Raw genomic sequence first — 12,745 nt, 5'->3', positions numbered from 1 at the left:
TCACTTTTACGAAGTGATGTATTTTTTGTTCGTGAAAATACAGAAAATTCCTTCTTTAAGGGTGACATAAGTTGTACAATAAAATCAATCATGTGATAAAGGAGTGGGGAAGAATGAAAGCTACTCATAAAGAGTGGATCTTGTTTAATGGGAGAATGATTAATACGAAGGAAGAACAGCCGATGGTCGCATTAGAAGAGCGCGGCTTCCAATTTGGTGATGGTATTTATGAAGTATTTAGACTATACGATGGCAAGCCTCATTTATTAGATTTACATTTGGAACGATTCTTTAACTCTATGGCAGAAATAAAACTAATTCCACCATTTACGAAGGAAGAATTAGTGGAAGAGTTACATCAAATGATTGAAAAAAATCAATTTCAAGAAGATGGGAATGTATATTTACAAATATCAAGAGGTGCACAACCACGCAATCATGTATATGAATCAGATTTACAACCGACATATTTTGCAAATCTTGTTTCGTTCCCAAGACCAGTTGCTTCAATGAAGGCAGGGATTAAGGTAACGGTAGAAGAGGACATCAGGTGGAAGTTTTGCCATATAAAATCATTAAATCTTTTACCAAATATCATGATTAAAAATAAAATAAATGAACAAGGGTATCAAGAAGCAATATTAGTACGAGATGGCATTGTGACTGAAGGGTGTCATTCGAATTTCTTTATGGTGAAAAATAATAAATTGATTACACATCCGGCTGACAATTTCATTCTACAGGGCATTACGCGGCACTATGTTATTACATTAGCGAAAGAGTTACATATCGAAGTAGAGGAACGAGAGTTTTCATTACAAGAAGTATATGAGGCTGATGAGTGCTTCTTTACAGCGACGCCGCTTGAAATATTCCCAGTCGTTCAAATTGGTGATGAACAGTTTGGAAACGGCGAAAGAGGACCAATTACAAAGAAACTCCAAGTGGCATATGAAGAAAGTATTAGATTGTTTAAAGTTATGAACTAATATTGAAGAAAAAAGCTGATATTCCTTCAGCTTTTTTTCATGATATAATTCAAGCGTAGGAAAAGATTTGAAAACGCTGTAAAAAGGGGATTTAATGTATGAATTATGAAGGTTTTAAAGAAGTAATTCACGGAAGACGAAGTGTTAGAAAGTTCACAGAACAAGAAGTATCTACTAATGATATAAAAGAAATAATTGATTGTGCTCGTTATGCACCGAGCGATACGAACTCACAAACGTGGGAATTCTTGGTCATTATGAACCGAGAGAAGATTAAAGAAATTGAACAAATGACATGGGATGCTTTACATAAACTTGCGGCAAAAGCAACAGATAATGGAGAAGAGAAAGCAGGGAAATTACTTACGCGTTCTTTCGGACCATATGCGACAGCTTTCTCTGAGGCACCAGTATTAATCGTATGCTTGGCAACACCATATGAATCAAAGTTTCGTGAAAAGATATTTGATCCCATTGCTTTTGTTCCAGATTCAGTTTGGGAAGAAGAAGGGATTAAGAGTAGCTGTTTAGCGGCACAAAACTTAATGTTAGCTGCACATGCAAAGGGACTTGGTACTTGTCCAATGACAGGGCCAGTATTGCTAGCTCAAGATGAACTGCGCCAATATTTACAAATTGAGCCTGAAAAACAAATAAATATGGTTATTTCACTCGGATTTCCGAAAGATAAGCCAAAAAAACTTCCAAGAAAAGAAGTAGAAGAAATCACAACATTTGTTTTTTAAAGTGCAAAATAAAAAGACATTGGACATATCAATGTCTTTTTATTTTGGAGCGGGTATTATATCGATTTGTTGGGCTAAAATGATAAATAAGAAGGAATTACTATTTATTTCATAAAAAAAATTAATGTTCTATTAAGGAAAGTATGATACATTAATCGTGAGCAAGCTTCTATATGTTCATAAAAGTTTTAAAAGTTATTTTTGTATAATAAATTATAATCAAATGACAGGGGGGATGAATTTTGAAAAAATTCATAATCACTGGATTGTCTGTATTGTTATTAGTAGGTTGCGGTGCTCCACAGGAAAAAGAGGACGCGCAATCAAAACAGGAAGAACAAGTTGTAAACGCAAGTGATGAGAATATGGTTGTATTTCCTGAAGGCGCAATGTCAATTGGAGAAGGGAAAGTAAAAGTTATTACTCCAGATGGTACTTCTGAAAATGGAAATATACCGACTGTATTCATCAAAAAGGATACTTTAATTCAGCAAGTTGAATTAGAACTTTCTAATTTTCAAAGTGATAAAGAAACATTCATATTTGTAGATCAAATGTATACAGATAAACATCAAGTAACTAGTACAACACAGACAACAGTACAATTAAAAGAAAAGACGCTGGAAACAGGTAGTCATACAATTACTGCAGTTCAGTATGAAAACAATGACCCGAAAGGAAAGGTTATTAGTTTTAATCAAGCAACATTTGAGACAAAGCCTGCGTCTTAATCAGAATAAAAAGTACATTACTCAAAAAAGTAGTGTGCTTTTTTGTTTGGATGGAATGGTGTAATAGGGAATAATTTATTTCGTTTTCTAGTACGATTAAGCAGTAAGGAATCACTTGTTACTACTATGATGGAGAAAAAGGTTGAAGGTATGAATCGATATGTTCGTATCTTCTTGATTAGTATAATCATGTCAGTAATTTGGGTTACTATACAAGACGTTAATCAACTTACGTTTAATTATCAAACTTATGACTTGTTAATGGGAAGTATATGTTTTGTCATTGTGTGCCTGTTTTATGATAAACTTTGATTAAGATAAGTTTTACAAGAAAAATGTAGGTATTTCATTTGAAATGTCGAATAGTACATACGATGTCGTAATAACAAATTTTCTATTGTTTACTGTGAAACAGGAGAAGGGGAGATAGTAGTTATGAAACGAGCTCTTATTAATATTGATTATACATATGATTTTGTAGCGGAAAAAGGCGCTTTAACTTGCGGAAAACCAGGTCAAGAAATCGAACAGGAAATTGTACATATAACGAAGCAATATATTGAAAATGGAGATTACGTAGTGTTTGCAATTGATAAACATGAAGAAAATGATGAATATCATCCCGAAGCGAAATTATTCCCTCCTCATAATATAGCAGGTACAAATGGTAGAGACTTATTCGGTGAGTTACAAGAAGTATACGAAACATATAAAAATGCTGAGAATGTATATTATATGGATAAAACGCGATACAGTGCGTTTGCTGGAACAGATTTAGAGATGAAGTTAAGAGAAAGAGGAATAGAAGAAGTTCATCTTGTAGGTGTTTGTACTGATATTTGTGTTCTTCATACAGCAGTAGATGCGTATAATAAAGGATTTAAAATTGTTGTTTATGAAAAGGCAGTTGCATCTTTTAATGCGCAAGGGCATGAATTTGCACTTGGACATTTTAAATCTTGTTTACATGCAGAAGTGAAATGAAAAAGAGGCCTTTAAAAAGGTCTCTTTTTTGCGTTTAAACCGAGACGACATTTTGCTCAATTAATTTTTTTATGAATGGACTAATATTTTGTGGTAGCTCATTTAAATTAAAAAACTGTACATGTAATGATTCGACTCGATCAGCTTGTAGCGAGCCACCTGTAATATCTTTGCAAAGGTAAGCGATTGTCATAGGGTAAAATTCATCTCCGTTCGGTAATTTCACAAAAAATTCTTTACCTGAAAATACACTTACCAGCTGAAGTGTACCAATTTCAATTCCTGTTTCTTCAAGTACTTCTCGTCTTCCAGCTTCTTCTGTAGATTCACCAAGTTCCACAAAACCTCCTGGGACACCCCACATGCCATTTCGCCTTTGTTGTAGTAATATTTGTCCTTGTTCATTGAAAACAGCTACCGCAACGCCTGCTAAATTGAGTGGCCTTGATCCAACAACTTCTCTTAGTTCTTCAATATATCCCATTGGTTGTAACCTCCGTGAGTAATAATATTTTCAAATGAACTATTCGATATAATGTAAATGTTTTCCTTTTGTTGAGATGAGTAGTGTAGTTTTAAAGTAAAGTCATAAAAAATTTCAATTGCCAGCTCCCTTTAGGTTATGAAAAAGGGTATATTTATAGAAGAATGTCTAATGAATTTAAAAAATATAGCGGCTTTGTATAGAATTTTTATTAGTTAAGGAAGTGGATGGATGAGTTTATTAACGTATACTGAAGAATTTTTTAATTATGTAAGGGAGTTTTTACTTTTAAGATTTTTGCTATTTGCTTTAGTTTTAATCATTATTTCGTTTGTAATAAACCGTATTATTGATTGGTTTTTTAGGAAATCAAGCTTTTTTGATGAAGAGGTAGAGCAGACAATTCAAAGTGTAATTCGATCTATTTTTAGATATATCATTATCATCAGTCTTATCATATATTTAATTAGCCAATTTGTAGATATAAAAAGTATTATTGCAGGTGCAGGGATAGCTGGAGTTGTCATCGGTTTTGCTGCACAACAGATGCTAAAAGATGTTATATTAGGCTTTGCAAGATTAGCGGACAAAGAGTTTCGAGTTGGTGATTTTGTAACTTTTAACGGAACAAATTCAGGAACTATTGAAGAGATTAGTATTCGTTTTATGCAAATACGTGAATGGTCAGGAAAATTACTTACCATCCCACACGGAGAGATTAGAACGATACAAAATTTTAATAAAGGATGGATGCGTGTAATTGAACGTATCACGGTAAGTTATCAGGAAGATCCAACAAGAGTGAAGGAATTGTTAGAAGAAGTATGTGTTATATGCAATGAAAAATTGGATCAAACTCTTTATAGAGTAGAGGATGAGGCTGTTGAACCATTTAAATACGTCGGTGTTACAGACTTAAATCCTAACCTGAAATATGTTGGCTATGAATTTTGTATTACAGGTTTAATAAAGCCAGAAGATTATTTTGAAACTTCTAGACAAGTAAGATTTGAATTAATGTCTATATTCCATAAGAATCAAGTGCAAATGCCGGCAGCGAATATGGTTGTTACTACTGAAAGTTTACAGCATATTCATGGTGGACAATCTTTATCGGACAGCTAAAGTAGAATCGCTTGTTAACAAAAATTCTGATTCCAACATTGGATAGAATAACAATAATAAAATGATTGATATAAAGAAAGGGCTGAAGGAATTCGGTTCTTTTTTTATTTATAGAATTTAGAAATTTCTTAATGTTATAATTGTAGTTGGTGATGAGAATGAACTTTGAAGAAAAAGAGATGCATCGTTTAGAAGCATTAAAAGAAATTGCTGAATTATTAAATGAAGCAACAAACTTACAGGATATGTTAGAAAAAGTGTTGCATACATTGTTACAAGTAATGAATTTACAAACAGGGTGGATATTCTTTATTGATGAAAGTGGAAAGCATAGCATGCTTGTAGACGAAAATTTACCAGAGGCTCTTACGTGGCAAGAGAAGAAGCCGATGTGTGAAGGAAACTGTTGGTGTGTAGAACGTTTTGTGAATGGGAGATTAGAAAAAGCGACTAATATTATTGAATGTAAGCGAATAGAAGATGCAATTGAATGTAATTGGGGAGAGACAGAAGATGTTACACATCATGCGACAATTCCGCTTAGGTCTGGATCAGAAAAATTTGGTCTACTAAATGTGGCTGCGCCTCATAAGACTCATTTTTCAGAGGAAGAGTTAGCATTATTAGAATCAATTGCATTTCAAATTGGAACAACAATACAACGTATTCAGTTAGTTGAGAAAGAACGTAAATATGTAGTGGTAGCGGAAAGAAATCGACTTGCACGTGATTTACATGATTCAGTAAAACAATTGTTATTTTCTATTATGCTAACAGCGAAAGGTACTTTGAATATGACGCAAGATAGAGAATTGCAAGAGATGTTAAGTTATATTGGAGAATTATCACAAGAAGCATTACAAGAGATGACTCTATTAATTTGGCAATTAAGACCTGAAGGATTAGAGAAAGGGTTAGCAGAAGCAATTCAAAATTACGGGAAGTTATTAGGAGTTCAAGTGGAAGTTCGAATTGATGGGATGGTTTCAATTGGGGATGAAATAGAAGAAGTTTTATGGCGTATTAGCCAAGAGGCGCTACATAATTGTAAAAAGCATGCTTCGTGTGAAAAGGTACATGTTCTTTTGAAAATAGAAAATAACCAGTTACATTTTTACATAGAAGATAATGGAATAGGATTTATACAAGAGCAAGTAAGGGAGTCAGCACTTGGCCTGAAAAGTATGAAGGAACGTATTCAGTTAATGAAGGGGTCGTTTCAAATTATAACAGAGCTGAGAAAGGGTACAAAAATAGAAATTCAATTGCCGATTTGAAGGGGAGAATAAGATTGAAGATTAAATTGCTACTAGTTGAGGATCATCATATCGTTCGAAGAGGACTTGTATTCTTTTTGAAAACGAGAGAAGAATTTGAAATTATTGGGGAAGCGGAAAATGGCGAAGAGGCATTACATTTCGTGCAAAAAGAAAGACCGGATGTCGTACTAATGGATGTATCGATGCCGAAAATGGCTGGAATTGAGGCAACAAAACGTCTAAAGCAATACGATGAGACGATAAAGGTACTTATATTAAGTAGTTTTTCAGAGCAAGATTATGTTATACCAGCACTTGAAGCTGGAGCAGATGGTTATCAATTAAAAGAAGTACAACCTGAGCAACTTGTCGCTTCTATTATTGCAGTACATCAAGGAAATGCGAATTTTCACCCGAAAGTAACACCTGCATTAATGGGGCGTACCGCAGTAAAGAAGGAAATAGAAAATCCTTTTTCAATGTTAACGAAAAGAGAGCAAGAGGTACTTCGCGAAATTGCGAAAGGAAGAAGCAACAAGGAGATTGCAGCAGAACTTCATATTACAGAACAAACTGTGAAAACACACGTTTCAAACGTTTTAGCTAAATTGGAAGTGGATGATCGTACGCAAGCCGCATTATACGCAGTGAAACATGGGGAGGATTATTCATAAGCATGAATAATTCTGTTATATCGTATGACAGAATACATAGGAGCAATTAAAATTTATAGTAATCCCTAATATAGGTTTTTCTTCTTTCAATAATTAGGTACAATAAAGTTAAACTAATCGGTTTTTACAGGATAAAGCTACGATAGAAGAGGAGGATATGCTATGCCTGGTACAAGGAGTGGGATTGGAAAGATTCAGGCTTCGTTAAATGGTTTATCACCGAAATTGCGAAGTATTGCCGAACATATTTTGAAACATCCACAAGATGTTGTACATAAATCTATTACAGAATTAGCTGAAGTTACGAGTAGTTCCGAAGCGACGATATTCCGCTTATGTAAACACCTTGGTTTGCAAGGTTTTCAAGATTTAAAGATTACATTAGCTCGTGAAATTGTACATACACCGATGCAAAATATTCATGAAGAGGTATCAGCAGAAGATAGTATGGTAACTGTTGCTAAAAAAGTTTTTCATTCGCATATTACAGGACTGCAAGATACTTTACATTTGCTAAATGAAACAGCACTTGAGCAGGCTGTACGAGCTTTGCAAGAAGCAAGGCGAATTGAGTTTTATGGAAATGGTGGCTCTGGTATTATTGCGATGGATGCGTATCATAAGTTTATGAGAACGGGTATTTCTTGTATCGCTCATACTGATTCGCATTTTCAAATTATGGGAGCAGGTTTACTCTCGGAAAATTCAGTTGTTATTGGCATTTCTCATTCTGGTAGCAATAAAGGGTTACTTGAAGCGTTAGAAGTAGCGAAAGCAAGAGGGGCCAAAATTATTGCGATTACGAGCTATAAGAAATCAGCATTAAGTCAGCTTGCTGATATAACGTTATATACATCAACACGTGAGACTGAATTCCGTACAGAAGCAAGTTCATCACGATTAGCACAGTTAAGCTTATTAGATACTTTGTATGTAGGGTTGTCGTTGCAGCGACAAGAAGAAACACTAAAAAATTTACAAAGTATACGTGAAACGATTTCGATGAAGCGAATATAAAAAAGCTCTTCAAATGAAGAGCTTTCAGATTGTAGACAAACTATTTTTGGAGAGTTCAAATGCTAAAAATAGTTTGTCTCGTATTTTATGGATAATTTATCTAATTGTATTTATATGTAGTGCTTTCTATATATAATTTACTATAAGTGAGGAAGGTGTCTTATGAAAATATCCGTTTATGTTGCAAGTGCATTTAGCAAGGATCATAAAGGCGGAAATAAAGCAGGAGTGGTATTTATTGAGAATACAAATACATTGACCACTACTCAAAAAATGACAATAGCGAAACAACTGGGTTATGCGGAAACCGCATTTATATCAGAATCTGAAATTGCTGATTATAAATTTGAGTATTTTACTCCAAAAGAAGAAGTTGATTTATGTGGTCATGCCACAATTGGCTCTTTCGCGATACTGATGCATTTAAATAAAATTTTCAAGAATCGCTATACGATTGAAACGAACAGCGGTGTTCTTACTATTACCATAACAGATGACATCATATTCATGGAACAAAATAAACCGATATTCTATGATTTTGTATCTCCAAATGAGTTCACCGACTGTTTTGACATTAAAGATATAGACAATAAATACCCAATCCAAATTGTCTCCACGGGCTTAAAAGATATTTTAATTCCTATAAAAAGCGAAACACAATTACATGCACTGCAACCTAATTTTGAAAAAATTAAAGAAATCAGCAAGTATTATAATGTTGTTGGGATGCATCTATATACTTTTAATGACAATCGAATTATATGCAGAAATTTTGCTCCACTATACGACATTAATGAAGAAGCAGCGACTGGAACTTCAAACGGTGCATTAGCTTGCTACCTTTATGAACAGCACTATTTGCAAAAAGAAGTCTATGTATTTGAACAAGGTTATTCTTTACACTCGCCTTCCGAAATATTAGTTAAATTAGCAACCAATAGCAAAAATAAAATAGAAAAAGTTTATGTTGGCGGTAAAGGCTATTACTGTGAAACTAAGTGTTTAAATGTAGAAAATATTGAGTAAAGAGCTTTTTTTTATCGTTGAGAAGTTTGTTAATTTATTTTCTTTTCTTTTAGAAATGTATGACTTACATATAGTCAGTGATAAACTCTCATTTTTAAAAATTAAAAATAAAGACCGATTTGTGTAATGATTCAAATATTGTTCATAATTTCACAATTTGTTTATGAAGTGTCATGTTATGATGAACATGTAATGATGATTGAATACTTAAATTTGGTACGGTAACTAGCCAAAGTAGTGAGGAAAGTAGTTGTGAGATAAACTCATTAAAACGCTAGAACACTAAAGGGGAGATCACATATGAAAGCAGTAGTGGTTAATAAAAACAGCAAAGCAAACATCGAAGTGGTTGAAAAAGAATTACGTCCGTTACGCTCAGGTGAAGCGTTAGTAGATGTAGAGTATTGTGGAGTTTGCCACACTGATTTACACGTTGCGAATCATGATTTTGGTAACACTGATGGCCGTATTCTTGGTCATGAGGGTGTAGGTATTGTTACGAAAATAGCTGATGATGTTAATTCGCTAAAGATAGGTGACCGTGTAAGTATTGCATGGATGTTCCAATCTTGTGGACGTTGTGAATATTGCGTAACTGGTAGAGAAACATTTTGCCGTGAAGTTAAAAACGCAGGTTATTCAGTAGATGGTGGTATGGCTGAACAATGTATCGTTACAGCTGATTATGCGGTAAAAGTACCAGAAGGATTAGATCCTGCTCAAGCATCATCAATTACATGTGCTGGTGTAACTACATATAAAGCTATTAAAGTATCAGATATTAAACCTGGTCAACCTATTGTAATCTATGGCTGCGGTGGATTAGGTAACTTAGCTATCCAATATGCTAAAAATGTATTTGGTGCAAAGGTAATCGCAGTAGACATTAATGACGACAAATTAGCCTTAGCGAAAGAAGTTGGTGCTGATATGACTATCAATCCAATTTCTCAAGGTCCTGCTGATAAAATTGTTCAAGAGGAGCTTGGTGGCGCTTATGCTGCGGTAGTAACAGCAGTCTCTAAAGTAGCCTTTAACTCAGCAGTTGATGCAGTACGTGCTTGCGGTAAAGTAGTTGCAGTAGGGCTACCAGTAGAAACAATGGACTTAAACATCCCGCGACTTGTACTGGATGGAATTGAAGTAGTTGGTTCTCTAGTCGGTACTCGTAAAGATTTGGAAGAGGCGTTTATGTTTGGGGCAGAAGGAAAAGTAGTGCCGGTTGTTCAAACTTGTTCGCTAGATAAAGTACAAAATGTATTCGAAGAAATGGAACAAGGTAGAATTCAAGGGCGTATGGTAATTGATTTTAAAAAACATAATTGTGATTGCAAATAATTCACTTTAAATATAAAAAGCATGAGTCTAGCAAAGGACATGTAAAAAAGTTAGACAGCATAAGAAGATGATCCCTGTATTTAATATGGATCATCTTCTTTATTTTCTACTAATATCGATGCCAATTAATACTTGATTAATGAGAAATGATTAAAGGTTTACTTTATTTGCAAACGAAAAGGAATCTTTATGTTTAACAAATTTTTTATGATCTGGAACGTTTTGAATTGCTACAATTTGCGAATCTCTTGCTTTCAGTGCATCTTGAATCCCGATGGTCATAAGCTTAATAAATAGAATCGTAATAAAGAATGAAGCGAGAGTATAAAAAATAATCCACCATGAAAGATTCATTTCATTACGATTTAATCCAATAAGACCTGCCCAATCATTAGATAGAGAAACAGGTTTGAGCACTCCGTCATAGAGTTCACGCATTTGTATGCCGCCAATTACAATGTTAAGCAACGCTAAATGGATAACGAGTATGAGTGTTTGGACGATATGTTCCATAAATAATACAAATAAGCGGTCAAGTAATAAGACTCGTAAGTGTTTTTTAATAATATGAAAACGACTAGCCCCCAGTAATTGTGAACTTAAGATGTAATCTTGTTTCATAAATTCATCAACCTCTGAGGATATGTATAAAGAAAGTGTAGGCAGAGCGACGAAAATAAGTACGAGTACTTGATAAAACGTAAATGAAATATTTGGATCTACCCCATCAGCATTTGATGTGATTATAATATTAACGGGCGTGATGAGTATGAATGCGATAAATAGAGTTGGAATATAATAAAAAACTTCTGAGCATGACTGGAAAAATCTCTTGAGTTTTGGAGCAAATAAACTTAAGAGGATTCCTATACATGTTCCGCATAAAATTCGAAAGAAGCTAATTGCCACGGCTAATAAAATAGTAAATTTTGCTCCTTCTACAATTTGTAAGAAAACAGACTCTCCAAAACGATCAGAGCCAAAAGGTGGAATTAACGATGGTGGAAAGGGAGCCTTTCCAAGTAATTCGTTATTTTCATTGTAAAGTAACTGAGGAGGTTTTGGGATGTTATCTTTAAAGAACCAACTATAAATAAAACTAGCTGAAATAAGTATGAATAAATAAGTAAAGCCGATTAAAAAGCGTTTTGATTTCCAAATAGATTTCATAATGATACTCCTTTCAATTGCTTTTTCCATCTATTCATCATGAATGAGATTATTTGGAAAATGGCGTAAAACGGTAAAATAATCATAACAAGTATAATAAATGTAGCTGGAGGTGAAACAAACGCCTTATTAAATAAAAATTGAATAATGCCTTCCATATTAAAAACAAATTCTAAAATGAATAAATTAGAAAGTAAGAAAACAAAAATCGTTTTTAAATGGTGGAAGAAGTGGATAGATATATTTTTGAATAAATGAATGCATAATATATAACTTGATGAAAGGCCTTTTCCATATGCAACCTCTACGTAATGTTTTCCTTGTTCTTCTTTTATGTATAACACCATCATCCGAAACATTTGTAATGTAGGTAAGACAGCTAATGATAAAATAGGGAGTAAATAAGCTCGATTTTCATTAAAAGAAATAATAGTGACAGGAGATTCCCCAAATTTCTGAAGTACCCATATGAAAAATATTTGCAAACAAATCATCATCATCATATCAGGGACAGCTTCTAATATGAACACAATTCGGTTTATCCATTTTTTTATATAATCTTTTGCTAAAAAATAAAAAAATGCCATGCTAGATGATAAAAAGAGAGCAAGAAAAAAGGCTGAAAATAATATAGTAAATGAATATAGGTAAGGTTCTAAAACAGTTGGAAATAATGGTGTTTTTTTGAAATGGCCAAACTTCGGGTCTGATCCTATAATCACTAATGATTCAAGGGAGAAGACCTGTTTTAACATGGTAACGATCTGATTAAAAAAATAAATTGGTTGAAAGGTAAATCCTTGTTGAGTGATAAATAAATAAGGTAAATTTAATAATAGTAAGAGTGATAAAAGAATTGATGAAAGCTTAATTGTGAATTGAGATATTGTATTTAACATTAAATCCCTCCGACATCTTTTTACAACATTATACAATAAATTCTATATTATTGTTTTATTTTTCTGAAAAATAAAAATACTGTTGAATTTTATAGTATGCAAGATATATTTACAAGATAAAAAAGTAATAGTAGGGGCCGCGCTCTATTTTTATCAAGACAAAAGGACTAGTGAACTTAAAACAATAAACAAGAGCAAAATGCACAGAATTTTCATTCTGCGGGTAGTTACTTTTCTTGGCTTGATAGCGATATTACGTGACCGCTAAAAATGAATATTGCTTTTCAACTCTTTCTTCATGCA

13 protein-coding genes are annotated in these 12,745 nt (G+C 33.5%); 10 read left to right on the top strand and 3 right to left on the bottom strand.

Annotated elements, in window-relative coordinates:
- Nucleotides 1-113 precede the first annotated feature (113 nt).
- The 4 genes from dat (at nt 114) to MHI28_RS05650 (ending at nt 3,450) form a co-directional block, all read left to right on the top strand.
- On the top strand, nt 114-989 hold the full coding sequence (gene dat / locus MHI28_RS05665) for a D-amino-acid transaminase (RefSeq protein ID WP_000648395.1): 876 nt from the start codon (nt 114-116) through the stop codon (nt 987-989).
- A 98-nt stretch (nt 990-1,087) separates the two neighbouring features.
- Complete coding sequence (locus MHI28_RS05660; RefSeq protein WP_001105348.1) at nt 1,088-1,735, top strand: nitroreductase family protein; 648 nt, start codon at nt 1,088-1,090, stop codon at nt 1,733-1,735.
- Nucleotides 1,736-1,977: 242 nt separating this feature from the next.
- Nucleotides 1,978-2,466, top strand: coding sequence for a hypothetical protein (locus tag MHI28_RS05655; protein ID WP_000713494.1), 489 nt, complete (start codon nt 1,978-1,980; stop codon nt 2,464-2,466).
- A gap of 435 nt (nt 2,467-2,901) precedes the next feature.
- On the top strand, nt 2,902-3,450 hold the full coding sequence (locus MHI28_RS05650) for a cysteine hydrolase family protein (protein WP_000816791.1): 549 nt from the start codon (nt 2,902-2,904) through the stop codon (nt 3,448-3,450).
- Between the two features lie 34 nt (nt 3,451-3,484).
- Here the strand turns inward: MHI28_RS05650 and MHI28_RS05645 are convergent, their stop codons facing one another.
- On the bottom strand, nt 3,485-3,934 hold the full coding sequence (locus tag MHI28_RS05645; RefSeq protein ID WP_000540506.1) for an NUDIX hydrolase: 450 nt from the start codon (nt 3,932-3,934) through the stop codon (nt 3,485-3,487).
- A 231-nt stretch (nt 3,935-4,165) separates the two neighbouring features.
- Here MHI28_RS05645 and MHI28_RS05640 point away from each other — a divergent pair, with 231 nt between their 5' ends.
- From MHI28_RS05640 to adhP, 6 genes are all read left to right on the top strand, one after another.
- Nucleotides 4,166-5,059 carry a mechanosensitive ion channel family protein gene (locus MHI28_RS05640; protein WP_000055429.1) on the top strand — a complete coding sequence of 298 codons (894 nt, stop codon included), beginning with the start codon at nt 4,166-4,168 and terminating at the stop codon, nt 5,057-5,059.
- 179 nt (nt 5,060-5,238) lie between these two features.
- Nucleotides 5,239-6,336, top strand: a complete 1,098-nt coding sequence (casK, locus tag MHI28_RS05635) for a two-component system sensor histidine kinase CasK (protein ID WP_170925745.1) — start codon at nt 5,239-5,241, stop codon at nt 6,334-6,336.
- A gap of 14 nt (nt 6,337-6,350) precedes the next feature.
- Nucleotides 6,351-6,992 carry a two-component system response regulator CasR gene (gene casR, locus MHI28_RS05630; protein WP_000694628.1) on the top strand — a complete coding sequence of 214 codons (642 nt, stop codon included), beginning with the start codon at nt 6,351-6,353 and terminating at the stop codon, nt 6,990-6,992.
- A 162-nt stretch (nt 6,993-7,154) separates the two neighbouring features.
- Nucleotides 7,155-8,009, top strand: coding sequence for a MurR/RpiR family transcriptional regulator (locus MHI28_RS05625; protein WP_001119651.1), 855 nt, complete (start codon nt 7,155-7,157; stop codon nt 8,007-8,009).
- Between the two features lie 162 nt (nt 8,010-8,171).
- A complete protein-coding gene (locus MHI28_RS05620) occupies nt 8,172-9,035 on the top strand; it encodes a PhzF family phenazine biosynthesis protein (protein WP_000704325.1) in 864 nt (287 codons plus the stop codon).
- Nucleotides 9,036-9,335: 300 nt separating this feature from the next.
- Nucleotides 9,336-10,373: an alcohol dehydrogenase AdhP gene (gene adhP, locus MHI28_RS05615; RefSeq protein WP_000649140.1), complete on the top strand. Its 1,038-nt coding sequence runs from the start codon at nt 9,336-9,338 to the stop codon at nt 10,371-10,373.
- Between the two features lie 150 nt (nt 10,374-10,523).
- Here the strand turns inward: adhP and MHI28_RS05610 are convergent, their stop codons facing one another.
- Both MHI28_RS05610 and MHI28_RS05605 read right to left on the bottom strand, forming a co-directional pair.
- Nucleotides 10,524-11,543, bottom strand: a complete 1,020-nt coding sequence (locus MHI28_RS05610; protein ID WP_000836577.1) for an ABC transporter permease — start codon at nt 11,541-11,543, stop codon at nt 10,524-10,526.
- Nucleotides 11,540-12,442, bottom strand: coding sequence for an ABC transporter permease subunit (locus tag MHI28_RS05605; RefSeq protein WP_000935302.1), 903 nt, complete (start codon nt 12,440-12,442; stop codon nt 11,540-11,542). Before MHI28_RS05605 ends, MHI28_RS05610 begins: the two co-directional genes overlap by 4 nt.
- Nucleotides 12,443-12,745: the final 303 nt, after the last annotated feature.

This window comes from Bacillus sp. FSL K6-0268 (assembly GCF_038005425.1).
Lineage (GTDB): Bacteria > Bacillota > Bacilli > Bacillales > Bacillaceae_G > Bacillus_A > Bacillus_A thuringiensis_S.
Note: the sequence above shows the minus strand (reverse complement) of the source record. Positions and strands in the feature narration are given on the sequence as shown.

What these genes read in the sequence shown, in the direction of transcription:
- casK (WP_170925745.1), top strand. Translation starts at nt 5,239, where the DNA reads ATGCATCGTTTAGAAGCATTAAAAGAAATTGCTGAATTATTAAATGAA.
- MHI28_RS05605 (WP_000935302.1), bottom strand. Translation starts at nt 12,442, where the DNA reads ATGTTAAATACAATATCTCAATTCACAATTAAGCTTTCATCAATTCTT.
- MHI28_RS05610 (WP_000836577.1), bottom strand. Translation starts at nt 11,543, where the DNA reads ATGAAATCTATTTGGAAATCAAAACGCTTTTTAATCGGCTTTACTTAT.
- MHI28_RS05625 (WP_001119651.1), top strand. Translation starts at nt 7,155, where the DNA reads ATGCCTGGTACAAGGAGTGGGATTGGAAAGATTCAGGCTTCGTTAAAT.
- MHI28_RS05645 (WP_000540506.1), bottom strand. Translation starts at nt 3,934, where the DNA reads ATGGGATATATTGAAGAACTAAGAGAAGTTGTTGGATCAAGGCCACTC.
- dat (WP_000648395.1), top strand. Translation starts at nt 114, where the DNA reads ATGAAAGCTACTCATAAAGAGTGGATCTTGTTTAATGGGAGAATGATT.
- MHI28_RS05660 (WP_001105348.1), top strand. Translation starts at nt 1,088, where the DNA reads ATGAATTATGAAGGTTTTAAAGAAGTAATTCACGGAAGACGAAGTGTT.
- adhP (WP_000649140.1), top strand. Translation starts at nt 9,336, where the DNA reads ATGAAAGCAGTAGTGGTTAATAAAAACAGCAAAGCAAACATCGAAGTG.
- MHI28_RS05650 (WP_000816791.1), top strand. Translation starts at nt 2,902, where the DNA reads ATGAAACGAGCTCTTATTAATATTGATTATACATATGATTTTGTAGCG.
- MHI28_RS05620 (WP_000704325.1), top strand. Translation starts at nt 8,172, where the DNA reads ATGAAAATATCCGTTTATGTTGCAAGTGCATTTAGCAAGGATCATAAA.
- MHI28_RS05640 (WP_000055429.1), top strand. Translation starts at nt 4,166, where the DNA reads ATGAGTTTATTAACGTATACTGAAGAATTTTTTAATTATGTAAGGGAG.